The 24,757-nt window shown below is 69.2% G+C and carries 25 protein-coding genes; 18 read left to right on the top strand and 7 right to left on the bottom strand.

Annotation, left to right across the window (positions count from 1 at the left end):
- Window positions 1-250 precede the first annotated feature (250 nt).
- Both ACH4ZX_RS38705 and ACH4ZX_RS38710 read left to right on the top strand, forming a co-directional pair.
- On the top strand, window positions 251-1,189 hold the full coding sequence (locus tag ACH4ZX_RS38705) for a hypothetical protein (RefSeq protein ID WP_398283352.1): 939 nt from the start codon (window positions 251-253) through the stop codon (window positions 1,187-1,189).
- A 147-nt stretch (window positions 1,190-1,336) separates the two neighbouring features.
- Window positions 1,337-1,678, top strand: a complete 342-nt coding sequence (locus tag ACH4ZX_RS38710; protein WP_398283354.1) for a hypothetical protein — start codon at window positions 1,337-1,339, stop codon at window positions 1,676-1,678.
- Window positions 1,679-2,308: 630 nt separating this feature from the next.
- On the opposite strand, the gene ACH4ZX_RS38715 is transcribed toward ACH4ZX_RS38710, so the two are convergent.
- The 6 genes from ACH4ZX_RS38715 to ACH4ZX_RS38740 are packed head-to-tail and all read right to left on the bottom strand — an operon-like array spanning window position 2,309 to window position 6,183.
- Complete coding sequence (locus ACH4ZX_RS38715; protein WP_398283356.1) at window positions 2,309-3,439, bottom strand: hypothetical protein; 1,131 nt, start codon at window positions 3,437-3,439, stop codon at window positions 2,309-2,311.
- A complete protein-coding gene (locus ACH4ZX_RS38720) occupies window positions 3,430-4,350 on the bottom strand; it encodes a lactate dehydrogenase (RefSeq protein ID WP_398283358.1) in 921 nt (306 codons plus the stop codon). The genes ACH4ZX_RS38715 and ACH4ZX_RS38720 overlap by 10 nt, the downstream gene beginning before the upstream one ends.
- On the bottom strand, window positions 4,347-5,534 hold the full coding sequence (locus ACH4ZX_RS38725) for a phosphotransferase (RefSeq protein WP_398283360.1): 1,188 nt from the start codon (window positions 5,532-5,534) through the stop codon (window positions 4,347-4,349). Before ACH4ZX_RS38725 ends, ACH4ZX_RS38720 begins: the two co-directional genes overlap by 4 nt.
- Window positions 5,535-5,594: 60 nt before the next feature.
- Window positions 5,595-5,816, bottom strand: a complete 222-nt coding sequence (locus ACH4ZX_RS38730; RefSeq protein WP_398283362.1) for a hypothetical protein — start codon at window positions 5,814-5,816, stop codon at window positions 5,595-5,597.
- Complete coding sequence (locus ACH4ZX_RS38735) at window positions 5,813-6,010, bottom strand: hypothetical protein (RefSeq protein WP_398283364.1); 198 nt, start codon at window positions 6,008-6,010, stop codon at window positions 5,813-5,815. The genes ACH4ZX_RS38730 and ACH4ZX_RS38735 overlap by 4 nt, the downstream gene beginning before the upstream one ends.
- Window positions 6,007-6,183: a hypothetical protein gene (locus ACH4ZX_RS38740; protein WP_398283366.1), complete on the bottom strand. Its 177-nt coding sequence runs from the start codon at window positions 6,181-6,183 to the stop codon at window positions 6,007-6,009. The genes ACH4ZX_RS38735 and ACH4ZX_RS38740 overlap by 4 nt, the downstream gene beginning before the upstream one ends.
- A gap of 411 nt (window positions 6,184-6,594) precedes the next feature.
- Here ACH4ZX_RS38740 and ACH4ZX_RS38745 point away from each other — a divergent pair, with 411 nt between their 5' ends.
- From ACH4ZX_RS38745 to ACH4ZX_RS38760, 4 genes are all read left to right on the top strand, one after another.
- On the top strand, window positions 6,595-7,899 hold the full coding sequence (locus tag ACH4ZX_RS38745) for an XRE family transcriptional regulator (RefSeq protein WP_398283368.1): 1,305 nt from the start codon (window positions 6,595-6,597) through the stop codon (window positions 7,897-7,899).
- Complete coding sequence (locus ACH4ZX_RS38750) at window positions 7,896-8,414, top strand: GNAT family N-acetyltransferase (RefSeq protein ID WP_398283369.1); 519 nt, start codon at window positions 7,896-7,898, stop codon at window positions 8,412-8,414. The genes ACH4ZX_RS38745 and ACH4ZX_RS38750 overlap by 4 nt, the downstream gene beginning before the upstream one ends.
- 215 nt (window positions 8,415-8,629) lie before the next feature.
- Window positions 8,630-10,906 carry a type IV secretory system conjugative DNA transfer family protein gene (locus ACH4ZX_RS38755; protein ID WP_398283371.1) on the top strand — a complete coding sequence of 759 codons (2,277 nt, stop codon included), beginning with the start codon at window positions 8,630-8,632 and terminating at the stop codon, window positions 10,904-10,906.
- Window positions 10,899-11,288, top strand: a complete 390-nt coding sequence (locus ACH4ZX_RS38760) for a hypothetical protein (RefSeq protein ID WP_398283373.1) — start codon at window positions 10,899-10,901, stop codon at window positions 11,286-11,288. Before ACH4ZX_RS38755 ends, ACH4ZX_RS38760 begins: the two co-directional genes overlap by 8 nt.
- Window positions 11,289-11,321: 33 nt before the next feature.
- Here ACH4ZX_RS38760 and ACH4ZX_RS38765 read toward each other — a convergent pair whose 3' ends face one another.
- Window positions 11,322-11,825: a helix-turn-helix domain-containing protein gene (locus tag ACH4ZX_RS38765; RefSeq protein ID WP_398283375.1), complete on the bottom strand. Its 504-nt coding sequence runs from the start codon at window positions 11,823-11,825 to the stop codon at window positions 11,322-11,324.
- Between the two features lie 240 nt (window positions 11,826-12,065).
- Here ACH4ZX_RS38765 and ACH4ZX_RS38770 point away from each other — a divergent pair, with 240 nt between their 5' ends.
- The 12 genes from ACH4ZX_RS38770 (at window position 12,066) to ACH4ZX_RS38825 (ending at window position 23,999) form a co-directional block, all read left to right on the top strand.
- Window positions 12,066-13,073 carry a conjugal transfer protein gene (locus ACH4ZX_RS38770; protein WP_398283377.1) on the top strand — a complete coding sequence of 336 codons (1,008 nt, stop codon included), beginning with the start codon at window positions 12,066-12,068 and terminating at the stop codon, window positions 13,071-13,073.
- An 86-nt stretch (window positions 13,074-13,159) separates the two neighbouring features.
- Window positions 13,160-13,522 carry a hypothetical protein gene (locus tag ACH4ZX_RS38775; protein WP_398283378.1) on the top strand — a complete coding sequence of 121 codons (363 nt, stop codon included), beginning with the start codon at window positions 13,160-13,162 and terminating at the stop codon, window positions 13,520-13,522.
- Window positions 13,522-14,082 (top strand): hypothetical protein, encoded by a 561-nt coding sequence (locus ACH4ZX_RS38780; RefSeq protein WP_398283380.1) that lies wholly within the window; start codon window positions 13,522-13,524, stop codon window positions 14,080-14,082. Before ACH4ZX_RS38775 ends, ACH4ZX_RS38780 begins: the two co-directional genes overlap by 1 nt.
- Window positions 14,079-16,622, top strand: coding sequence for an ATP-binding protein (locus ACH4ZX_RS38785; RefSeq protein ID WP_398283382.1), 2,544 nt, complete (start codon window positions 14,079-14,081; stop codon window positions 16,620-16,622). Before ACH4ZX_RS38780 ends, ACH4ZX_RS38785 begins: the two co-directional genes overlap by 4 nt.
- Complete coding sequence (locus ACH4ZX_RS38790) at window positions 16,619-17,239, top strand: hypothetical protein (RefSeq protein ID WP_398283384.1); 621 nt, start codon at window positions 16,619-16,621, stop codon at window positions 17,237-17,239. Before ACH4ZX_RS38785 ends, ACH4ZX_RS38790 begins: the two co-directional genes overlap by 4 nt.
- 2 nt (window positions 17,240-17,241) lie before the next feature.
- Window positions 17,242-19,257 carry a hypothetical protein gene (locus tag ACH4ZX_RS38795; protein WP_398283386.1) on the top strand — a complete coding sequence of 672 codons (2,016 nt, stop codon included), beginning with the start codon at window positions 17,242-17,244 and terminating at the stop codon, window positions 19,255-19,257.
- A 3-nt stretch (window positions 19,258-19,260) separates the two neighbouring features.
- A complete protein-coding gene (locus tag ACH4ZX_RS38800) occupies window positions 19,261-20,043 on the top strand; it encodes a hypothetical protein (protein ID WP_398283388.1) in 783 nt (260 codons plus the stop codon).
- A gap of 35 nt (window positions 20,044-20,078) precedes the next feature.
- Window positions 20,079-21,257: a peptidase M23 gene (locus ACH4ZX_RS38805; protein ID WP_398283390.1), complete on the top strand. Its 1,179-nt coding sequence runs from the start codon at window positions 20,079-20,081 to the stop codon at window positions 21,255-21,257.
- Window positions 21,258-21,275: 18 nt separating this feature from the next.
- Entirely contained in the window at window positions 21,276-22,226 is a 951-nt protein-coding gene (locus tag ACH4ZX_RS38810) for a hypothetical protein (protein WP_398283392.1), read from the top strand.
- A gap of 148 nt (window positions 22,227-22,374) precedes the next feature.
- Complete coding sequence (locus tag ACH4ZX_RS38815; RefSeq protein ID WP_398283394.1) at window positions 22,375-22,968, top strand: hypothetical protein; 594 nt, start codon at window positions 22,375-22,377, stop codon at window positions 22,966-22,968.
- 161 nt (window positions 22,969-23,129) lie between these two features.
- Entirely contained in the window at window positions 23,130-23,684 is a 555-nt protein-coding gene (locus ACH4ZX_RS38820; RefSeq protein WP_398283396.1) for a hypothetical protein, read from the top strand.
- 21 nt (window positions 23,685-23,705) lie between these two features.
- On the top strand, window positions 23,706-23,999 hold the full coding sequence (locus tag ACH4ZX_RS38825; RefSeq protein WP_398283398.1) for a hypothetical protein: 294 nt from the start codon (window positions 23,706-23,708) through the stop codon (window positions 23,997-23,999).
- Window positions 24,000-24,757 lie beyond the last annotated feature (758 nt).

Below are 24,757 nucleotides of genomic sequence, written 5' to 3' on the forward strand. Positions count from 1 at the left end.
TGTGGGGTGGGGTGGGTCGGGGGGGGGGGGGGGGGGGGGGGGGCGGCGGGGGGGGGGGGGGGGGGGGGGGGGGCGGGGGGGGGGGCGGGGCGGCCCCCCCCCCCCCCCCCCCCCCCCCCGCCCCGTCTCAATTCCCAGACCGAGCACCCCGCCCCGCTCACCATGGGGGCGGGGTGCTCCGCAGTTCGGCGAGTCCGCCGAACTCGTTACACCCCACGCGAGGCCAGACTCGCCGACAGGAGGACACCCCTTGCCCGCCGCCATTCCAGCCCTGCCGGATCTCCAGCGCTACACCCGATGGGACCAGGTACCGGACACCCTCGCTACCAAAACCCAACTCGCCGAGATGGAGCCGCCGCTCAAACCCGGTGGTGAACCGGTCGCCCAAGTCCTCTACCACGGCAACAGTTACGCGCCCCTGTACGTGAGGGCCGACGCCGTCCCCAAGCGCAAGGCCACCCCGGCACAGCGGGCCGCCCTTGACCGTGCCCGCGAGCTGCAACACATCTGCCGACGCTGCGACACCCGAGAGGAGGAGCCGCTCGGCCGCGGCCGACACTGCGGGCCCTGTCGCCTCGCCGTACGGCTGTGGACCGAACACGACACCGCGCAGCGCGCCGCCCGCGAGCTCATCGCGAACCCCTCGGCCGTGCTGCTCGTCGTGGCCGCCGCCGACCACGACGCCCCGCCGGCATCGGTGGCCGTCGTCCGGCTCCACGACCGGCACGTGGTGTACGCGGCCCAGGCCGGGACTGCGGGCAGCGCCGAGCGCGCCGCCGTCCTCGACCAGCTCGACGCACTGACGACCGGCGCGGCCGTCGTATGGGAAAGCGACCGCGCCCCGGTCAACCGGTACCCCACCCGGCTTTTGGACGCGGTCGACCAGCCTCTGTACTCCTCCGCCACCCCGGAGGAACTCCTCCGCGCGCACCCGTGGGCCACGGGGACAGCCGTCTACGTCACCAGCCTGTGGCGCGCTTGGTACGCGTGGACCAGCCACCCCACCTCGGGCCACCCTGATATGCCGTGGGACGGCACCCTCCCGTGGTCCCGGTCGACCGCAGCCGACGAGGACGGCCGCGGCCTGGTCGAGCTCCTCCACCGGATTGCCGACGGCACCGAGCCGGTGTGGGATCAAGCGGCCTGGGTGATCGACGGCCACGGAGCGCCGTCCGCCGACCGCGACTGACCACCGGTACGTTCGAGCGCCCGCCCTGCACGGGGCGGGCGCTCCGTTGCGTGAAGCGCGCCCCGCGGCCGAGCAGGGCTAGACGCTCCCGACCGCACCGCCGAGCAGTGCCGATCTAGGCTTGCGAGGGAACAGGGAGGCTCTGACATGACCACACGGGGGGACGGGCGCACCGCAGGGGACGCCTGGACGGCACTTCGATTCGCATTGCTCCGCACCGCCTTGTGCGTGCTGGCCGTGATCGTCGGGAGCGGCGGCATGGTCGCTCTGCGAGGCTGGCACTCCGCACCGTCGTACGCCTCGGTCCTCGCCGCCCTCCTCGTCGTCCTCACCCTCGGCGGCCTACTGTGCGGCCTGTTCTTCGGCGGTTGGGCCGTGGTGATCCTCGTAACGGCCTGTCTGCAAGGGGGTCTTGGGCTCGCAGGCGTACGGCTCGGCAGGAGCACCGACCAGCCCGAGACGGACGAGGGCCGAGGCCGCGGAGACTGACCCGCCCGCACAGACGAAGGCGCCCGACTCCTTGACCGTCGATAGGGAGCCGGGCGCCGGCATGTGGGGCGGAGTCAGGCGGTGGGCGCGCCCGCTGCGAGCTGCCGCTCGCGCCGCCGAGCCAGGGCCTCGCGCGTCAGGCGGACCGTGTCGACTTCCGTCCGTATTCGCTCGGCACGCCGGGCCCGACGATGGCACGCAATGCGCGTGCCTTGGCGGACAGATCTCATGTCAGAGGCGCCCGCTACGGTGCTTACCGAGGCAGGGACGACGAGGGAGGGGCAACCCGTGGATTGGGCCCGGTTCGTGGTAGTCGGTGCGGTCACTCTGTACGTGGTGGTTTCGCTTTACCGGTTCGCGACGCTGCGCGCTGCGACTCTCGGTGAAGCCTTCACCCCGCAGTGGGTACAACGAATCCAAGGTCGCCGCATCATCAAGAGGATGCGGGAGGACTACCTCCGGAGCCGGTCGACGGAGGGCCAGGACCATTGAATAGGTCGGCCCCCGGTGCTCAAATCACCAGGGGCCGACCCGTTCCCAGAGTACGCCGCCCTCTCCGTGGCATTCGTGGTGCCGGCCGTTCTGCAGGGCGGGCCCGCTACCCCTGGCCGGAGGACTTCACGGGGCCGTTCAGCGGGTGGTGATGAGCTCCTCAGCGGTCTTGGTCAGCAGCGCGGCGGACGCGTTCGTGTCGTGGCTGAGGACCATGGACCGGCGCGGTAGCCGGGCGAGGTACTCGGTGAGGGCCTGGGTGCCGGTCGCGGTCGTGGGGGTCAGGTCGAAGATGTCGGGGTAGCGGTCCTCGGTCTTCTGGTCGAACACGTCCGCGTCGGTGAGCGTCCGTCCGTTCTCTACGAGAGCCGGGACCGCGTCAGGGCTCATGGTCGGGAAGAGGAGACCGGCCGCGCGGGCCTCGGTGGCGAGGGTGAGGCCGAGCCACGAGCCGAGCTGATCGGGGAAGAACTGGGGCTTCAGCTCTTTTCCGGTGTCCTTCCACAGCGGCTCGCGGCGGTCGTCCACGAGAGCCTGTGTCACCGTGGGGTGCTGGGTGGGGTGGAGCTGTCCGCCGGCGAGCACCTTTTCCCGTACCTGGTCGTACAGGCCGGTCGCATCGAGCAGGCCGAGGCCGAGTGCGGCGGCGGACGGCCACGGCAGCACCCTTACCCGGCCGTCGGGCTCCGGGCGGACGAAGACGCGGTCATTGGCCAGCAGCCCCCACCCTCCCAGGGCGAGGAGGAGCCCGGTGGTGGTCTTGCCCGCGCCCTTGTCGCCGAGGGTCAGGACAGCGTCACCGTTTTGGGTGGCGGCGGAGGCGTGCAGCACGGTCCAGCCGTCGGCGAGGAGTTGCCCCCGGACGAGTTCGCGGGCGAGGCGGGCGGCGGCGACGGCCACCGGTTCGAGTTCACCGCCGACGATGACCAGGCGGCGGCCGTTGGCCTGGTAGCCGATCCGTTCCTCGGGCTGCACGGCGTAGGTGATGCCGTCCGCGCGGCCCACGAGGGTCCGGGCGTTCGCGTAGATGGTCTCTTCGGGGCCGCAGTCCGCGACGAGGGCGGCGATGTCGTCCACGCGGCCCGGGTCGACGTCGGCGAGGACCAGGCCGCCGCCGTCGGCGAGGGAACCGGGGCCCGGGTCGTCGGCGGCAGCGGCGTTCCACCAGGGGCCGAAGTAGCGCGCGGACCAATCGGTGATCGCCGCCGTCTGGCTGGCGACCGTGACGGTTGCGGTATCGGCGTGGATGCGGGTTGCGGTCAGAGACACGTACGGGCTCCTTGTTCGTAGTGACTGATCTGGCTGTAGGCGGCTTGGAGTTTGGTGCGGGCCGTGAGCAGGCCCGCAGTCTCGTGGGGGTCCAGCGTCAGAGGCTGAACAGTCGGGCGACCGGCGCGGATGTGCAACCGGATTCCGAGCCACACGCCCCCGCGGTTGACGGACAGGACATCGGTTCCGTCCTCGACGTCCAGGAGCTTGCGCAGGGCGGACAGAACGGCGGCGGCCGGGCCGTGCCGGGTGCGGCCTATCCCGGCGTTGATCCGGCGCGGCCGGTCGGCGAGTTCGGCGCGGATCAGCTCCAGCGGCACGGTGCACGGGGCGCCGTGAACGGTGGTGGTCGAGGCGCAGATGACCGCGCCGTCACCGTGTTCGCCGATCACGTAGCCGTCCACGGCCGAGACGGGCACGCGGTGATGGGCGGCGAGGGCGGCACGATAGCGGGCGGTGTCGGTTGCTGATCCGATCCCGTACGTGGGGGCTCCGCTGATCGTGGCGAGGAGCCGTGAGAGGACGTCCACGGGGTTGGTCACCATGACGACGGGGCGCGTGTAGCCGCTGAGCTTGCGGCCGAGTTCGGCGATCAGCGGGGCGTTCGCGTCGAGTCCGGCCATGCGCACGTTGCGGGTGGCGGTGTTGGCGAACGTGGCCCGGGGGCAGATCACCACGGCGTCCGCCTGGTCCAGTTCGGCGACGGTGGCCGCCCGTGCGCGGGTGTCGGCGTGGACGACGTGGGCCATGTCGTCCAGATCAGCGACCAGACCAGCGACCAGACCAGCGGAGTTCTCGGCCGTGCGGGAGGTGATGAGCAGCCGGTTGCACCAGGGCTCGCCGACGAGGAGCGCGGCGACGGTCTGACCGACCGCGCCGGCACCGACGATGCCGACCGTGTGGCCGGTCACCGGGCCGCCGCCCGGGTCACGGTCCGCAGGGCGAGCAGCCACGCGGTATCGGGGGCGGTCCCGGCCGCAAGGGTGGCGCTCACCAGGTCCAGCAGCGTGCACAGCGCTTCTGCCTGGTCGATGACGGCTTGGGCGTGCTCGGGCAGCGGCAGCGTGGCGGGGGCGCTGAGGTAGGTGGAGAGGATGTTCACCGTGTCCATCAGCCACGTCACGAGCAGCCGGCGCAGCCACAGGCCGCGCATGGCCCCGCCCAGGGGGCGCGTCTGCCCGGCCACGAACGCGGCGATCCCGTCCGCCACCGTGACGGCCGGGCCGTCCATGTGCGGGGCGGTGATCAGTGCGAGGACCGTGCGTGAGACGAGTTTGGCGATGTCGTGGTGTGCGGGCCCGCGCGAGAGGCCGGGGTCGATGAACACCGGCGCTTCCGCAGGGCCGTCGGGCCACAGGATGTGTTCCGGCTTCAAGTCGCCGTAGACGATCACCGTGGGGCCGATCGGCGGAGTGAGGCGGAGTTTCAGCAGCCGGGCCACGACCACGCCGACCACCGCGGCGACGCCTTGCCGGGAGCGCTCATCGAGCCGGTCAACGCCGAGACGGCTCATGTAGAGACGGCCCGAGACGCCGTTGAACTTCCTGCGGAACGTGCCGTCGATGCTGCGCTCGGGGATCGCCGCGGAGTCGACCAGAGCGGCCACCTGCGGGCGCTGAAGAGCCTCAAGAGCGGTCACGGCGGCGGCGAGCAAGTCGCCAGTCCGCGCCGGGTCTTTGGCGATCAGGTCGGCGAGGGTCGGGCCCGTTACGGGCTCGGTGAACAGCACTCCGGCCGTGTAGCCGGTGCACCGGCCGACCCGGACGCCGGCCGCGTCCAGGACGCGGAGCTGTGCGGCCTCCCGCGCGAGCAGCGAGCCGGGAGAGGAGGCGTAAGCGGCCTGCGCCGCACGGACCGTGTCACGGTCACCGGCCACACCGCGCAGCACGGAGACGAGGGACAGGCCAAGGATCGAGTCCTTCGCGAACACGCTCCGGCCGCCGATGCTGGCGCGGTGTACGTAGCCGGTGACCGAGGGGACGTGATCGCCGAGCGTCAGCGGCTCGCCGGGCCACAGGGCGTCGGCGGCGCGGTGGATGCGGTCGGCGCTGAGTGCGAACAGGTCGGCGGTCTGCGGTAATGCGGTGCCGGTCAAGGTGTCTCCTTGGCGGTCAGCGGTAGGGCGACGAGGGACATTGGGGCCCGTTGCCGGGGATCAGGGGAGCGGCGGCCGGTCGCCGTGCCGGTCCGTGTGGGGGGCGGGCCGGTCCGGGAGCGCATCCGCCGACGGGCGGTCCGGCTGGACCGCGACCGGCGCGACGGCGCGAGCTGTATGCACCTGCGCCGCCATCAGGGCGAGCCCCGCCACGACCGAGCCGAGTAACAGGGCCCCGACGGTGCGGCCGTCGTCGGACGGCATCCGGTGACGGCCGCTCACTCGGACTCCCACGTGCCGCGCCGGGCAACGAGTTCGACGGTTGCCCACTGCGCGGGCCACTGGTCATCGAGGCCGCCGCCGTATCGCGGGCGCAGGATCGGCGTACCGCCGCGAACATCCGTGAGGACACCTACGCGGGATCGTTCGGTGTCGCGGACCAGGTCACCGACCCCGGCGCAGTGCTCGGCGGTCACCGGGATGCCTCCGTGCCGGACGCCTCCCACGCAGGCCGCCGACGGCGGCGGTTGATGGCGTCGATCGCCGCCGCGGAACCCTCGCCGTCGTCGACCCGTTCCCGGTACTCCCGCCAGTCCGCAGGCGTCCAGGAGTCCAGCGCCGCCGGGAACGCGTCGTCGTCACGGCTCATGGCGTCACCGCCGGGACGCCGTACATCGCCGCGCACGGATCGCATGCGTACAGGTCACCGACCGGGTACCGAGGTGACGCGGTCCCGGCGCACCAGGCGCACGACGTACCCGCGCGCTGCCGATCCGTCAGCCGGTCGCGGTTGATGGTGGGAGCGTCCACCAGGTTCGCCGGCATGGGGTGTGGGGTTGTGCTGCGCGTCGTCATGTCTCTTGCCTCGCGCTCACGTCAGGTTCGATGCCCCGCCCGTGCCCCTCGGGGGACGGAGGCACGAGCGGAGCCGTACACACCAGCTAACCCACAGTCACCGCGCCGCGGGCATGACGAAATCGCTTGGAATGCCTGCACGCGTACTGACGAATTGACTTGCCCTTTACTGTCCGTGGCAATCCGCACCGCCTACCGTGAGCGCATGGCGGAGACCAAAAACGAGCACCTAGCCGCCTGGATTGATCGTCACGACATGTCGATCGAGGAGTTGGTCGACGCCGTGAACGACGCCATCCACGACTTCACCGGCCGCCAGGGCACTACGTCTGAGCGGACCGGGTACCGGTGGCTGGCCGGCAAGAGCCGGTGGCCCCAGGAGCGCCAACGCATCGCGCTCGAACGGGTCACCGGCCTGACCGCCACTGACCTAGGGTTCGTGCCTCGGGGGAACCCCAAGACCACACCATTACCCCCAGCAGCATTACCGGAGGACCCTTCAGTGCACCGCCGCCGGTTCGTCGGCGCGGCCACCGGCACCGTCGCCGCCGTCGCCGCACCGCTCATCGCCTCCCCGAACTCCCGCCCCCAGCGTGTTGGCACCTCCGACGTCATCCGGCTACGGGACAGCGTGGAAACCCTCGTCCAACTCGACGCCGCGCGGGGCGGACACACCGCCCTGGAACGCGCAGCACTCGCCGGGGCGGACGAGGCCCTGAGTCTCCAACAGCACTCCGCCACGCAGCGCGTACGCCAACGCCTGTACGCCGTCGCATCCGACTTCGTCTCGACGGCGGCATGGTCGATGATCGACGCCGGGCAGCTCGACGCCGCCGGCAAGCACCTGGACCGCGCACTGACCCTCGCCGGGATGTCCCAGGACCCGGACATGTCCATGCAGGTCTGGAACCTGCGGGCCATGCTCGCCCGTCAGCGCGACGACTACGGCGAAGCCATCGCCGCCGCACAGGCCATGCAGACGACGACCATCGCCCGCCGCTCCCCTCTGCATGCGTCCCTCGCGCACGCCCGGACCGCAATCAGCCTCGCGCACGCCGGAGACCGACGGTCAGCGGCCCTGCGCTCCCTCGGCCGCGCCGAAGACGCCCTAGGCAAGGTCGACTTGGCAGACCCGCGCCCGACCTGGATCGCCTTCTACGGGCCCGCTGAGCTGTACTCGCTCACCGCCATCGTGCGGGACGTCGTCGGCGACCCGGCGGAGGCTGAGGCCGCTTCCCACCGGGCGCTCGGCGCACTGCCCCACAGCTACCGGCGCAACCGCGGGCACACCACCGCACGCCTGGCCCTTGCCCAGCTCCACCAAGGCGACGTCGAGCAGGCATGCGCCACCAGCGCGGCCGTGTTCGAGATCATGGCCGGTGACCCGCTCCCCGGCCGCATGCGCCGACTCCTCGGCGACTTCCACCGCGACCTGATCACCCTTGCGCCCCCGCGTGTCGCGCACGAGTGGACCGACCGCTACCGGACCGAATGGAGCACCCCCGCATGACCACGGCGACCGTCGAACTCCGTCACTACGGCCACGACGACCTTCCCGAGATCCGGCAAACTCTCCTTGACGTCCACGCCGACGCCTACGCCGACGACATGACCGAGTTCGACGAGCGGTTCCCGTGGTTCGTGGACCACTGGGGAGGCAATCCGGGCTTCGCGTGCGTCGTCGGGTACGAAGACGGCGAACCCGTGGGGTTCGCGTACGGTGCTCCGGCCGCGCCGGGCCGCGAGTGGTGGCGTGAGCACCTGACGGAGCCGCCAGCGGACGACTCCACGTTCAGTGTGTCTGAGCTGATGGTGCGGCCGAGGTGGCGCAAGACCGGCACCGCCGAGCGCCTGCATGTGGCACTGGTGGAGAACAGGCCGGAGGCCCTGGCCGTGCTCTTGGTCGACCCCGACCATCCCAAGGTGCAGTCTCTTTACGAGACGTGGGAGTACCGGAAGATCGGCAACCGTCAGCCCTTCCCCGACAGTCCCAATTTCGCGGTGATGCTCCGCTACCTGCGCTGACCGGCAGGCCCGGCGGCGGCCCGCGCCCGATCCCCATTTCGCGGTGATGCTCCGCTACCTGCGCTGACCGGCAGGCCCGGCGGCGGCCCGCGCCCGATCCCCTGGGGGTCGGGCGCGCGTTGTTGCTGGGGGTGAAACCCGGCCGCGCGCTGTCGTAGCTGTGCGCGAGGATCAAGGGGCACCCCCGGTGGGCGTGCGGACAGAAAGGGGGAGCAGTGGAAGCCCTTCCGGACCTCCCGGACCTCGTGGACGGGCTCCCGGGCGGCGGATTCAGCCTCGGCGGCCTCGGCCTCGGCGCCCTGGTCGTGGTCGCGGTCCTGGCCAACCAGGGCACACCCGCGGACCGTAAGGAGTTCAACCGCAGTATTGAACGGTTCTTCGGCTCGCTGATTGATGGCATCGGCCGGTACGTCGGCGGGCGCGAGCTCGTCACCGAGCCGCGCAGCGAGGCCACATGGTGGCATGCCGGCGCCCCGCTGCCGGACGACCAGGCCACCGAGACGCCCGTCGACCAGCTCGGCGCGGCGGTGGGCGCTGTGTCGGGGGTGTCGTTCGACAAGCCCACCCGGGCCCGCCGCTGGGTCCATGCCGCCGCTGCCCCCGCGCGGGTCCTGTTCGGTGCCCTCGCGGGCCTGTGGCGCGTCCTACGTATCTGGTACAGGTGGCCGCGCGCTGCGCGCTCAGCGGTCCGTCTGTCGCCCTTGCCGCTCGCGTGGGGACTGTGGCGATTCCCCGAGGAGACTCAACTCGCCCTTATTGGCGTCGCCTTGGCCGTCTTTGTCGCCGCACTCACCAGCCCGGCCGGGCTCGGTTGGTGGCGCGTACGGCCGGTGTGGACAGATAGACAAATCTACGGGCCGGGCGTGTGGGTGGCGGCCCGTCAACTCCTGCGCCTCGACGAGAAAGAACAGCGGTCCCGGTGGCTTTCTGTCCCCGACGATATGAGCGCGGAAGACGCCCGAATCGTGCTGCGCATTCCCGCGAGCTGGATAGGCGGCCCCGAGGCCGTCGCCGCCATCGAGCGGGTTATCGAGGAGCGCGTTCCCGGCGACTGGGTGCCGCAATGGGAGCGTACCGGGCAAGAGCATTACGTCCAGTGGACGCCCAAACCGAAGCCCACACCGAAACCCGTCCTTCCCGACTACGTCCCGTGGAAGCCCACCGGAAACCCGCGCCGCGTGTTCCTCGGCCTCGCCATCGAGGGCGATCTCATCGTCGATGCCGTTATCGAGACGCAGACCGCAACGCCGCATTGGGGCGTGGCCGGTGCTACCGGCTCGGGTAAGAGCACCGTCCTATACATTCCCGTTGTCCATGGTCGGCAGAATGGCGAGCTGATCGACATTCTCGACACCAAGCGGAACAGTCTTATCGAGGCCGAAGGGTTCTCGGGCGTCCGGATTCACAAGACGGTCCGGGAGTGCGTCGCAGCATTCGCCGAATTCCTTACGTCGATGATGGCGGCCGAAGCTGCTACGCAAAAAGGAGCTGACCCGCAGCTACGGGCGCAGCTCGTACCGCGCACCCTTGTGATTGACGAGCTCCCGACCTTGATCAAGCTCGCTTATATCTGGTGGCGTTACGGGCTCAAAGGCAAGGGGACCCCGCCGTTTCTTGACTGGCTCTCGATTATCCTCCTGCAAGGACGGTCGTCGAATCACCGCGTCGTCGTAGGTACGCAGCAATTCGCGAACTCCTTTTTCGGTGGAACGACGGAACGCGCCCAGATCGGATTTCGGGCCACTGTTGGCCGACAGGACCGCATCTCTTGGGGTGTGGCGTACGGGCAGAGCACGCCCGTCATCGGGTACGACACCGGAATTCCTGGCCGCGGCGCCTACACAGACCAGCGGAAGGACCCAGAGGCGGATTACGTGTACGTGCGTGAAATGCAGCCCAGTTACATCACGCCGGATGTCGGGCGTTACCTTGCGGAGTGCCCGGCGGCCCCGGCCTGGTTCGACGCGGGGCACATGGCGCCGTGGATTACCCCCGAGCTCCTCGCCGAGGTGAACGAGACCGCGGCGACGGCCGCTTTCCTCCCCGGCGGGAAGTACGGACCCGAGTCGCTCCCCGGTGTCGTGTCAGCCGCAGCGAGGGGGATCACGGGGGGTTCGCCCAGCTCACAGCACACGACAGCAGCACTCACGACAGGGGACGCGACAGGCGGCGCGACAGATGCCGGCACCGAGCTCGTCCCTGCCGAGGCCGAGGACCAGGAGGAGGCCCTCCCCGAGACGTACAGCCTCGCCGACGCATTCGAGCGCGGCATTCTCCCGTGGAAGGCGTCAACGACCCGGACGTATTTCAAGCGCGGAGAAAAGCGGGGAATCACGCCCCCCGAGGGGGTCAGCGACGGGCAAACCTCCTTCTACTCCGAGGAGGAGCTCACAACGTGGCTCGCGGAATGGGTGGCATGGCAGGAGAAGAACAACACCACCCCTCGCAAGAACGCAGGGGACAAGGAAAACGAGGGGGCGCCGAGTGCCTGAAAAGGTGGCGGGTCAAGAGATCGCGTGCGACTATCTCGCTCAAGGAGGGAATGACCTCGAAATCGGGAGTCGGGCGTTCCTCTCCATTGATCTGGTACACGGGCGTATTCGTGCGTACTCCGGCGACGAGTACGCCGATACCGCGCCCCTCCTTGTCGGCTCAGGCTGGCACATGAGATGGCCCATTCCACCTGTCGACAACGACCGGGCAAACCGACTTCTGAATGACCTTGCCGATTCCGCGGCAAACCTGTTCAGGAAGTCGTCCGTCCGAAAGGACCCTCTTAGCGTCATTCTGTACGGAGGCGCCGGGACATCCGTCGACATCATCAACCGGCGGTGCGCCGATCTCTGGCAGGAGCATTACGAGGGGCGGAAATAGGGGAGTCTCGAAATGTGGCGGCGGCGGTGTGAATCACGAATCCGTACCCCCGCCGCCGGTATTGTGTGCATCCCTCGTCGGTGATCCCCGGATTACTTCCGGTGTGACGTCGTACTGTTTGCTCAGGATCGGGACCCATCTTTCCGGTACTTCCTGGCGCCCGGTCTCGACGTCACAATATGTCGATGCGCACACTTTCAACAGGCGTGCGACGTCCTTTTGTAGCAGTCCCGCAGATGTGCGCAGACAATGAAGAATCGAAGAATGGCCGGGAATTATGAGGTAGCCAACCGGGACCCCAAAAACGTGTGCAAGGTGTTGCAGTCGGTTCGGTCGGGGAGGACGGCCTGTCGTCTCCCAGGTGGAAACGGTGCTGCGGGAACAACCGACTCGTACGGCCAATTCATCTTGTGTCCAGCCGTGTGAAAGTCGCAGCTTCCGCACGCGTACCCGATGTATGCGCACCCCTTTGCGTCCCCCGTTCGTTGTCGGTTCGGGGCGGCACTCTAGCGGCCCTTGATCATCACCGCTGGGCACGTGTCACAGGTTGGGCACAGCGCGTGCGGGTTGGTTACGAACTTCTTTGACGCTTTGATCACTCGCGGCATAGGGTCGATCACTCGTGGGGTGAAAGCGCTTGATTCTGGGGGAGGTTACGGGGTGCCGTCGTTTGGAAGCGTCCTGCGGAAGATTGCGGGTCTGCCGGAACCAACGAAGACCGGCGGGCCTGCGGGGGAGGGTGTCCCTCGGCAGAGTGAACCGGCCACCCCCGGGCCCGTGAACCCGTGGGAGTCCGCGGGCAACCGGCTGCGCGAGCAACAGGCGAACTCGGCCGTGGCCGCTCCGCCGTCACCGGCTCCCGTGCGCGCCGCGAAGCCGGTCCCGCCCTGGGTGCCGCAAGAGGAGAAGTCCGGCGCCGCGTTCGCCCGTCGCTTCGGCCGCGGTCTGCTGTGGTTCGTCGTCGTCCTCGCAGCCATCACCGGAGTGCGGCAATGGTTCTTCCCCGCGAAGGCGACGGCGCCCGCCCCCAAGACGACCACGACCCAAGCGGCGGCCTACCCGGACGAGGAGGCGCAAGCCGTGGCGGCCCGGTTCGCCCGCGCGTACCTCACGTTCGACGAGGCGCAGCCGGACGAGCGGGCAAAGCTCCTCGCCTCTGTCCTGCCGGCGGACTCCGACACCACCATGGGATGGGACGGCCACGGAAGTCAGGACGTGCTAGCCGTCCAGCCCGGAACCGTGACCCACGGCAAGCAGGACCAGGCCCGCGTACGGGTCGATGTGCTGATCCGTCCCGAGACGACGACCACCACCAAGGGGAAGAAGACCACCACCGCCGAGGCCGCCCGATGGGTCGGCCTCGACGTGCCGGTTGTCGAGACCTCCGGCCGGGTCATCGTCACCGGGACCCCCGGCCTGGTCGGTATTCCGGCGCACGGCCCCAAGGCCCCCGACTTGTCGACGGCGCACACCGACACGGAGCTCAGCGCGGCGACGCAAAGCGTCGTTGAGAAGTTCTTCGGGGCCTACGCCTCGGGCGACACGGACACCGTCACCGCCCCCGGCGCGAGCGTCCCGGCGCTGCCCGCCGGCATCACGTACAAGGATCTGTCGTCCTGGTCGGTCGACGACGGCACCGGCAGCGACCGCACCGGGACCGCGGTCGTCTCCTGGACCCTCGGCGGGGCCACCGTCGAGCAGACCTACCGCGTCACCCTCACGCGCGTGTCGTCCAGCGACGCCGCGCGGTGGCAGGTGGCCGACGTCCACGGGGGCTCGCTGTGACCGTATGTCCCCAGCTCATAAAACATGAGCCGCCGTCATGCGCCCCGGTCAGCGCACCCGATCACCACCAAGGGGGAACCGAACCCGTGTTGCCACAGCTCCGCCGCGCGGCCTCGGCCGCACTGCCCGTCATCAAAGCGCGGCTCACCCTGTGGGCCTCGACCACCACCAGCCCGCACGCCTACCGGGCCGACGCCGTTACCGGCGTCGTCCTCGCCGCAGGACTCACCACCGGCAGCGAGTTGAAGGACTGGATTCTCCTCGTCGCCGGGAACGTCCTGACGGCGATCATCGCCGTCCGCGGCGTGGGTCATTTCCTGAAAAAAGAGTGGGGCGAGATGGTCACCATGGGCGTGGCGGCCGTCTTCGTCGGCGCCTACGTCTGGGCCCCCGACACCGTCCAAACCGTCCTGACGGGCATCTGGGGGAAGGTCTCGGGGTCCGCCTGATGCGCATCGGCAACACGTACACCCAACACTTTGCGCTGGAGACGAAACAACACGAGATTCTCGGCCTCGACCTGGGGGAAGGGGCGCCGCGCCGCCCGCTCGTGATGGGCCTGGTCCTCAACGGCGTGTGGTGGGCGGCCCTGCTGCTGATCTTCGGCGCCCCGAGCAAGGCCACGTTTACGGCCTACTTCCTGCCGCCGCTGATCATCACCGTCTACGGCGCGCAACGCGCATCCATCGACCGCCGATGGAAGATCACGCAATGGGCGATCGGCATCCGCTATCTCGTCCTCGGCCACCGGCCGATCGTCAGCGGCGGCCGACGCGCCGCCACCCGAAGCGAGTGGATGAACCGCCGTGCCCGGTGGGGGACCCGCCTCGAATTCCTCGTCGACTCGCCCCTCGGCGGGCTCATCGAGCGGTGGCTCGGTGACGAGGAGTCCATCCCGCAGGGTGCCGGCGCGCCGATCCGGCTCGCCGCCCGTCCACGTCTGTTCGGGCCCGATGCCGTGGTCAAGGCGTACGGACGCAAGGCAATGAAGCAAAGGGGGAAGTCGTGAAGGTGCTTCGCAGGCTCGGGAGTTTCGTCGGTGTGGGGAGCGACCGCTCGGCCGCCGCCCCCCAGTACGTCGCCCTGAGCGATGGACTCGTGGTCACCGACGACCACACCGAAGCGTGGTACGTCCTCGCCAGCAGCAACACCGACTTGATGAGCGAGACCGCCCGCGACGCCGAGCTCGACCAGGCCGATTCAGCGCTCGCGCGGATTCTGGTCGGCTACGAGTGCCACTTGCGGGTTCTGTGGTCCCCGCTGCACGCCGAGGACTACGCGGCCGAGGCCGAAGAGCTGTTCACCGCCGGGGCCTGGGACGAGTGGGCAAGCCTGCGCATCCGCCGCCTCGAACAGATCAGCCTCCCGACCCGTCACCTCCTGCTCGGTGTCCGGCTGACCGACCGTGCCGGGCAGGCCGCCAGGATCAGCCGCAAAAGCATTCAGGAGGGACTCGGCCTCACCTCGAACGTCACCCCGCGCGAGCTCGCCCGCCTTGACGCACAGATGCGCCGCCTTCACCGCCGCCTTGAGTCCTCCCCGTGGAAGGCGCAGCCCGCGAGTGTGGAAATGCTCGCGTGGATGATCTCCCGGGAGCAGCACCGCGCGGCGCCGCTCCCGGCGGCGAATGCCGGCGTCATCAGCGGTGCCAAGGTGGCCGCCTTGACTCGCGGCAGGCTCCTCCCGTACCCGGACCACCTTCGGGTGGTCAACGCCCACGGCGACGTGGCCGCCTGGGTGTCGGTGCTCGCCATGCCCGGCTTCCCCGAACACCTCGAATCCCCGGGCAACGGGGAGTGGTTGAGGGTCCTCTCCGAGATCAACTATGTGCCGGACATAGAGGAAGACGTCGAGCTCGACGACGAGGACGAGCTCATTTTCCCCGTCAACCCCGAGGCGAGCGTGAGATTCCGTGTGCAGCCCAAGCGGGAGGCGCGGAAGAAGGTCGATGACGTGAGGCGCTCGGCCAAGGAACAGCGGCACAGCGCCGCGAACGCCAGCGCCGAAGACCCCGGCGAGGACATCGAGGAGACCGAGACCGCCATGTCTCGGCTCAAGCGGGACTTGACCCGCGAAGACGTGACACTCGTCGAGGACCACCCCCGGCTGATCGTCACGTCCGAGACGTCCCTCGACGATCTCCGGGCCCGGGTGGACGCCGTGATCACGCACTTCGGTGGGATGGGGATCGAGGTCGTTGTCGCCGAGGACGAACAGCGTGAGATGTGGTTGGAGTGCCAGCCCGGCGACCAACTCCGCGTGCCCGACCTCGGCCACGTCCGCGACGTCACCGCCCTGTCCGGCTCCTGGTGGTGGGGCGGCGCCAAGGTCGGCGCCGACGAGGGCCCGATCGTCGGGTACCTCACCGGCAGCACCCCCGGCACCTTCCGTCTGGACATCACCGCCGGCAGTGACCGCGGCGACGCAACGACAACAGCGATCGTCGGGCGAAGCGGTCGCGGCAAGACCACGGCGGCCATGCTCGCCATGCTCGACGCGGCACATCGCGGCGCCTTCGTCCTGGGGCTCGACTTCAAGGGCGACTTGGGCGGCGTCGTCTCGGCCGCCCGCCGCTACGGCCTCAACGCCCACTTGGTGGAGACCGGACAGCGATTCGCCGGCACCGCTGACCTGTTCACCCTCCTGGCCGAGGAAGGCGTCGACGTCGCCCGCGGTGAAGTCCCCACACAGCTCAGCATGGCCACACCCGAGTGGCTGCGCGAGCAAGGCGCCGAGATCCCGATCACGCGCGCGGTGAACGCGGTCATCAACCAGGGCCAGCCCGCCACCTGGAAGGTGATCGAATACCTCCAGCGGATGGATGACGAACTCGGCCGCAAGACCGGCGAGGCCCTCTACGAGCTCGCGCAGAACACCTTGGGCGCCCCGTTCATGGGACGCCCGACCAGTGACGCCCCGCCGATCACACCCGAACCGGGGATCTGGGTCGTACAGATGCCGGGCCTCTCCATGCCGCTGCCCGGCACCTCCCGCAAGGAGTGGAACCCCGCCGAGCGGCTGAGTGTCGCCCTCATGCACAGCATGCTCGCCTTCGGCATCACCACCGCGGGCCGCCGAGACCTGCGCGGCCTGCGCAAGGTGGTGACCGTGCCGGAGGTCCACGTCCTGACCCAAACCGAGCAGGGCGCGAAGTTCCTCGACTACATCGCGCGCGTGGGCAGGGCCTTGCACACCGCGCTCTTGCTGGACACGCAGGACCCGGAGAGCCTCATTCGCCTCGTCGGCGTCCTCGAACAGCTCTCCACGGTCGCAGGATTCCAATTGACCACCCCGGAGCAACAAGACGCGTTGGCGCAACTCCTCGGCCTGCCCAAGGACGCGCACACAAGGGCACTCATCCACTCGGTGGGCCTGTTGCCGAACGGCGACATCAGGCACGGGCACTGCGTGATCAGGGATCACCGGTTCCGTTGCGCCACCGTTCAGTGGGACGTGCCGAGCCTCGAACTCCGTGACCTCCTCGACACCAGCCCGAAGGCGATGGAACTCCCGGGCAACGGCCCCGTCATGGAAAAGGTGGACGCATGAACCGCAAGACGGCGACCGCCGCGGGCATCCTCGCCGCCGGCATCCTGGCCGTGGCCGGGTGCTCGTCCTCTTCCGACGACAGCGGGACCAAGGGCAGCAGCGGGCAGAAGGACCCGACGGACGCCGTCCTCAAGGCGGCCAACTCCTACCAGACGGCCGCCAACCGCCTTGACTGGCTTGCCGCTTGCCGCCTGAGCACCAAGGCCATGCGGGACGGCACGGTCGAGGAGTGCGCCGCACGCAACACGCCGGACTCGACGCCGACGGCCGCCGACTCGGCGAGCCCCTCGCCGTCGTACTCGCCGCCGACCTACGCCGACGGCTCCACGCCTGCCCCGATCGCATCCAGCACGCCCAGCGGGCCCGACCGCGCCGACACCGGACCCGTCCAGGTCTCGGACCTCGTCGAGGTGCCGGCCAGCGGTTCCCACCCGTCCGGGTACGGCGTCCTCGTCTCGTACACCGTCACGTGGCCCGGCAAGGAGTCGACCACCAGCCGCCGCGCGCTGCGCCTGGTCGACGAGGGCGGGGCGTGGCTCATCGACCAGCACGAAGACATTCAAGAGGGCGACGAAGGACACGGCTCGCCGGTCCGCACCGCCCTTTCCGGGGGGTAAAAGTGCTCGTCTATCAGGTTCCGCGCCTGCGGAACGTGGTCATTCCGATTCTGTTCGCGCTCACCACATTGATGGTGTGCGCCGGACATGCAAGCGCCGCGGACATTGACCCCGTCGGAATCGGCGACCTCATGCCGTCGCCCGACAGCAACATTCCAGCGGGGCAAGGGACGCTTTACGAGACCTACCGAAACCCGAACCTGTGGTTGCTCGATTCCGATTTCGGTAAGTGGGACATACTCGACCCGATGGCCGAGTTCGTCGCAGACATCACCATGGCGTTTATCGCGGTGATCGGTCAGGCGTGCGTCGTCATCGTCACGTGGATTTTCCAACTGACGCGTATCCCGCCGCTGGAAAACGCCATGGCCGCCAGCATCGGCGGAGCCGCGAAGGGACTCACGGAGACCCTCCTCCCGAGCGCCCTCGCGGTTGGCGGCCTCGTCGCGTTCGTCCAGCACAAGCGCGGTGGCGGCGGCGGAGCCATGTCGCAAATCGCCTGGGTGGGTGTATCCGGTGTGGTGGCGGTCTCCCTCCTCACCAGCCCCTCGACCTGGATTTCCGGAGTTGACTCGGTGCGCCAAGTCGGAGCATCCGTCACCCTGAACGCCACATCGCAGGGAATCGGCGACGGCTCGGGAGACTTCCCGTTCAAGATCGACCACGAACCGAAATTCAGCGGCAACGGCCGGGACGACATGCTCCGCAAGTCCTCTGACACAGTGTGGCGTGCCTATGTGTCAACTCCCTGGTGTGTCGCGGAATTCGGAAGTTTCGAGGTCTGCAAGAAGTACGGAAAAGACCTCCTCGACCAGGGAGCGGACAAAGACAAGCGGAAAAAGTGGCTGCAAGACAACGTCACAACCGAGGCGGTCGGAAGCGGTAGCGTGACCTGGCGTCAGGGACACAGCCCCGTCGGGCGAATCATGGTCACTGTCCCCTCGCTGATCTCCATCATTCTGTTCGCCGGTCTCGTCCTGGTCCTCGCCTTCACCAGCCTGGCGAGCCTCCTCGGCGCCCTGATGCTCTTGTTGACCGGCGTCATCTTTGCGTGCCTCTGGGTGATCCCCGGGCGCCCACGACAGTGGGGGCTTGCCTGGTTCGATCAACTCCTCGCCCGCGCCCTTGAGTCGACCATCGCAACCATGGTCCTCGGCGCCGTCCTGGCGTTGCAGGCCGCCACCATGGAGATGTTCGGCCAGTACGGATGGCTGCCTTCTTCCGGCCTGTCGATCGCCGCGGCCGTCGTCGGCTTCAACTTCCGGGGCGTCATTGCGCAGATCTTCGGCGTCCGCGGCACCACCAACGGCATGGTTGCCGGCGCGATGCTGACCAAGATCCTCAGCCGCGGCGGAGGCGGCGGCCGAGGCCGAGGCGGAGGCGGCATTCCCCGCCCGCCGATCTCCCTTCCCGGCCGCCGCCGCACTCCCGGCGGAGGAGGCGGAGGGGGAGGCGGCGGCGGTCCCCTGGTGCCTGGCGGCGGCGGAGGCGGCTCGGCCGACGACATCGACGCCACCCTCACCCGCGTACCGCCACAGCGGCCCCCCGCGCCGCGACCCCTCCCGGCCCCGGCCGGTGGCGGCGCCGGTCCCGCCCTGCCACCCGGCGACCCGCGGCGAGCGATCCCCGGCGGCCGTACGAGCAGCGGCCCCACGATCACCCTCGACCGCGAGCCCCGGCCGGACGTCCAAGGCAAGGCCCGCGCCACGCTGCCCCCGCAGCCACAGGGACCCAAGGCTCTGCCGGCGGGAAGCAGCACCACGACCGGCAGCCGTCCCGCCACCCCGACCATGCGGCCGGAGAACGGCACGACGCCCAACTACGCGTTCCGGCAGGCCCCGCCACCGGCCGCCCCCGGCGAACCGAAGGTCATTCAGGCGACGGTGATCCGCACCACCCGCAACGGGCCGCCCAAGCGTCCGGCCCGCAGCGGGCAGCAGCCCCCGCCGCGCGCCACCGCGCCGGCACGCCGCGAGCTCCCGCCCGCTGCTCCCAAGAACACGAACAAGAAGGGGTGAGCCATGGCCAACAAGGACGAGCGCACCCCGCAGGACTATCGGGAGATCCTCGCCAGTTTCCAGTACCCCGACGAGGTCAAGCGCACGAAGGGGATGCGCAACCGGCGGGCGGCCAAGCGCGAGCACCGCGAGGAGGTCCGCCGCACCTCGAAGGAATGGGTCCGCGAACAGCGCCGCCGCGAGCCCATCCGCCCGGCCGCGGCCCTGATCGTCGTTGTGGCGGTCCTGGCCGCGGGCGTCGGCGCCCGCTACCTGTGGCCCGGCCTCCTCGGCGACAGCGACCACCAGGCGCCCAAGGCGGCGGCCACTGGCACGCCGACCGCCAGCGCCCAGGACGGCGCGCCCGCCTCCTCCCCGAGCTCGTCCTCGGCGGTGCCGAGCTCCTCCCCGTCCGCGGCCGTCGACCTCAGCGACCCGGACCACGTCGCGCAAGAGGCCCTGCGCCTCTACCTGACCCGCAACCCCCCACAGGACGGCGACCACTCGGCCTCGGTCACGCGGGCCGCCGCCTACATGACGCCCGCGCTCGTGGAAAACCTGGCCAGCCAGGATGACCCCTCGTGGGACAAGCTCGTCAGCCGCGGGGGAGTGGCCACGGTGAGCACCGTCAAGGCCGGGCCGGCAGACAGCAAACTCCCGGTCGACACCCCCGTCCGGGTGTGGCGGACGGTGACGGCGAAGGTCGACGTCGAGGGATACACCAACTACAGCGAAAACACCGTCGTACAGGCCGAGTTGACCAACAGCGGCGCCGGGTGGCACGTGTCCCGAATCGTGGGGCTGTAGTGGAGCCACGCGACGCAGTCCGTGCCCTGTCGACCATGACGAAGGGCACGGTCAAGCTCAAGGCGTACGCCGTCGGTGCCGTCGTCTTCGTGCTCTTCCTCTGCCTCCTCGGCTTCATGGCCGGTGCCGGCGGAGGGCAGGCGTTCGCCAACTCGTGCGGCGACCGCGGAGAGCCGAGCGTCGACTACGGCGACGACGACGGCGACCAGGCCCAGAACAACACGACGGGCGACGTCCGGAAGAACCAGATAGCCAACGCCAAGATCATTGACACCGTGGCCGCAGACGGCGGCCTGTCCGGACGCGCAACCCTCGTCGCCCTCATGACCGCGCTTCAGGAGTCCAGCCTCCTCAATCTGGATCACGGCCACCTCGATAGCGTCGGGCTCTTCCAGCAACGCCCCTCGCAGGGGTGGGGTACCCGGACGCAGATCATGAACCCCGAGTACGCCACCCGGATGTTCCTGTTCGGCTCCGACCCAAAGTCCACAGTCGGCATCCACGGCCTGACCGACGTCAAGGGCTGGGAAACCATGCCCCTGTGGAAGGCCGCCGCGTCCGTCCAGCACCCCGCCAAGGAGTACGAACAGCTCTACGCAGGGCAGGAGAGCGCCGCCCGCGACATAGCCAAAGACGCCGGGATCGACCTCGAACGCGCCACCACGAGCGACAGCTCGACCGCCACGGGCCAGGCCGACGACACCACCACGGACCAGAGCGACAACGGCGATTGCTACCCCGAGGACGGCGGTAGCGGTGGCGGTAACGGCAAGACCGGCGCCCCCTTCCACGACGGAGCCGCCGACTGGCCGGCAGCAGTCAGGAACCCGCGCTCGACGGCCGACGCCATCGCATGGGCCAAGAATGAATCCGAGAACGGTACCGGCGACTGGTACCGCGCTTGTCTGGCCTTCGTCGCCCGCGCCTACGGCTGGAACTTCTCCGGCGTCAACTACGCAATAGACCACTACAAGGAAATGCCCGCGAGCATGAGACACGACGGCGACCGGATGCCCCCGCCGGGCGCCCTCATGTATTGGGACACAGGAAAACGAGCGGGACACGTCGCTATCTATATCGGTGATGGGAAAATTGCGAGCACTGATGTACTCCGCCCTGGTTATATCGACATCGTCCCGGCGACGTACATTGAGAAGCATTGGCAGGCAACCTATCTCGGATGGGCGCCGCCGTATTTCCCCAAGGGTGGATAGAGCGGAGAGACAGCACCAATGACCAACATCGACCCCGACACCGTCCCCGCCACGCCCGTATACACCATCACCCTGAACGCGAACGGGGCCGCCGCCGTCAACGGCCAGGAGGTCACAGGCGCCGGCATGGACCCCGCCGAGGCCCGCCTCCTGGCCCTCGGCGAGGTCCGGATCAAGGCCGCGCTACACGGCCGCCCCGTGCGCGTCCTCGCCAAGGACCCCGACGGCTCCGCATGGCCCCTGATCGTGGCCACAGACGGCAGCGTGACCACCCTCGACCGCCCGCACCCCGTACCGCCGTCCCCGGCACCCGAGCCCGCCCCGCCGCTGCCCAGCAGCGGCCGGCACCCGTACCCGGACGCCGACGAGTTCACCGTCGCCATGCGCCGCGAGACGCCCCCGACCTTGATGGGCCACGGCCAGGAGACGGCCGGACAGCCGTCGGCGCCGCGGGCCGCCGAGACCAATGCATGGGGCCACCCCGTCCCCGAGGAGTGGAACAGCCCGCTCCCCGAGGAGTACCGCGCCCTGTGGGAGCAGCTCGCCACGCACCAGCGCGCCGGGGCCTTCGCCGAGGCCATCGTCACGGCCTACCAGCTCGAAACGGACCTCACCAAACAGTTCGGCCCGCTGCACCCGCACACGGTCAACGTGCTGACTGTGCGCGCATGGCTGACCCTCGCCAGCACCGCACACACCCACGAATGGGCCGAGACGACCGAGCTCCTCGTCGAGACCGCACAGCGTCAGCGCGACGCCATGGCGCCCCAGGAGGAGAGCGCGCGCGTCCTCCGCAACGCACACGGGGCGTGGCGGATGCTGCGGGACCAGGACCCCGAGTCGGCCCGCGAAATCGCCGAGCCGCTCGTGAACCTTCTGGTGGCGTTCCCGAGCGCGGCGCACGCCGAGTCGAACGCGCGGCGCGCCCGCGACGTAATCCGCTGGATCGAAAGCGGCGCAGCGGCATAACGGCATAGCCACCCCACAAAGGGCCCCTCTCCCATCCGGGAGAGGGGCCCTTTTGCGTTTCCGCCCATGGACGCAGCACGGAGCAGCAAGGGCGCAGCGAGCCGCTTAACGGCCCTCACGGGCCCTTATTTCCGGGGCGTGGCCCAGGGTGCCACACGGCGCGCCGCGCACCGCCCTGCGGGGCCTGGCGGCCCCTCCGGGCGAATCGGCGGGCGCCTTCGGCGCGTTCACCGCCGATTCGGTCCGCTTCGCGGACCGCCCTTTTGCCTGCGCCTTCGGCGCGCACCGGCAAAAGGGTTTTCGGCCCTGCGCCTTCGGCGCGCACCGGGCCGAAAAGCACGCGGCGCGCCGCGCGGCCTCCTGGGTCACGCCCCGGAAGCACAACGCGAAAGGCGCTATTTCCGTGACCCCAATTACCTGCCCGCAGTGCGGCGGCCTATCGGCCTACCGCATTCGGCCCGACGGCCTGTTCGGCTGCCCCGAATGCGGAAACCTCCTCGACCACCGCGATATCGACCTCGACGGATTCGAGGTCTGGGCGGTCGACGAGACCGGCACCCTCGGCAAGGTGCAGGACCCGACCGAGGCGCGCGAGCGAATGCACGAGTACCTCGCCGAATACCTCGACGAGCCCCTCGACTCCCATTTCGAGGCAAGCAAACTCAACGCCTTCGAATGGGCCGCCGCCGACATCCTCGACGCCATCGCCGCCGGGCTCAAAATCCCGGAGCCGAAGCAGTGAGGCCCGAGGAAACCGTCACCTGTAACTACTGCAACGAATGGGTTGACTCCGTCCACGACGACGGAATTTGCACGGACTGTCACGTGCATTCCCTCGGCGACATGGACCCCGCCGAATGCGGGTGCTCCGACTGTGAAGAGAACGAACGAGAGGCACAGGAAATGCAGGACACTACCCGCTTCCAGCTCGGCGACGCCGACCAGGAATGCCGATACCCCGTCACCGTCGACGGAAAGAACGTCGGACTCATCTACCGGTGGCACGGCGCTTGGTACGCCGTCCCCGCCGGACAGTCCGACGAATTCCGAGTCGGCGCCGGAAGCACCGGCAGTGAAGCCGCCGCGCGCTACCTCACCGAGGAATTCGACGCGGGCCGCATCACCCCGCAGAAGAACACCGAGACCGGCACCGCCGCCCCCCGCGAACTCGTCGGCCCCGTCCCCCTGCTGCACCCCCGAATGCCCGCCACGCCCCGCAACACCAAGGCGGCACACGCGGCCATGGCCGGACTGACTGAGCACCTGTGGACGCCGCTCCACGGCTACCCCGGGGCCGATAACCCGTGGGCCCTCAAGTGCGGACTGTGCGGCTGGCAGGGCCCCCGCTACTGGTCCCACCTCCGGGGCCGCAACGGGAATCCGCCCTCGACTTTCCGGCACCCCGAATGCCTCGACGCCGAAAAGGTCCGCGCCCGAATCACCGCCTACCAGAAGTAACCAGAGGAAGGAGCAAGAGAAATGACGGACCTTTACACGGACGGACCGGCCGAGGCGAACAAGACCCGCGCCTTTTGGGCCCTGGCTGCCCTTGAGGCATTCGGCCTGAAGACCGGTCAGAACTACAGCGACGGAACCCTCGACATGGGCGAGGACGCCCTCGGCGAAATCGCCGGGGACCTCCTCGCGAACGTGTTCCACCTCGCCCGCTTCAACTCCGTTGACCCGGACAGCATCGTGCGATCGGGGTATCTGCACTTCGAGGCGGAAGTCGAGGAGGAGCGCGAGGAAGAGGCCGAGAAGGTCGACGGCTGAGAGACACGCCCATAAGGACGGGTTGGCAGATGCTCAAATCACCTGCACCCCGTGCCCATAGGGCGGAGTGAAGTCCAAGGAAAGGGGCGGCAGTTGCCGCCCCTTTCCGCATGTCGGAAAATGGCCGGGCAATCGACAGCCCTACGGGCTGGGCCGCCTTTGAAGTGGCCTTCGGCCACAGGCGGCCATGGACCCGCTTCGCGGGCCCAAAAGGAAGCCCCGCCCCCCTGAGTGGCCTTCGGCCACGGGGCGGGAAAAGACCCGGCCCTGACGGGCCGCCGCTATCGCGGTGGGCCCCTCTAAGGCGCTTCGCGCCGGGGCCCGCCCCTGCGGGGCAAAGGAAACGGCCTACGGCCGTTATGAATACCCCTTACGGGGTATTCTAAAAACGCGCAGAATTACCCGCCAAAATGGCCACCATAAAGACGCGACCAGCGCACTTGACAAAGAATTGCATAAACCCTATGGTTGGGCTCAATAAAGAAAATCTAACGGGTTTTTAGGGGGGTTAGGATGGATGTTCGAACGGAAACGGAACCGACTAGCCCCGCCCCCTCCCTCCTAGCCAGGCATGCCGCGAAGCGGCAAAAACCCAGTTCAGAGGCCGCGAAGCGGCCAGAGCAACCCCCACAGGCCCCGTGAAACGGGGGCTGGCTCCGCGAAGCGGAGCCCCTGACGGCGTGAAACGCCGTCAGGCCGTCGGCGAAGCCGACGGCTGTTTGTAGTCGGCGAAGCCGACTACGGACCCGCGCGCGGGG

This window comes from Streptomyces sp. NPDC020490, from assembly GCF_044335305.1.
Lineage (GTDB): Bacteria > Actinomycetota > Actinomycetes > Streptomycetales > Streptomycetaceae > Streptomyces.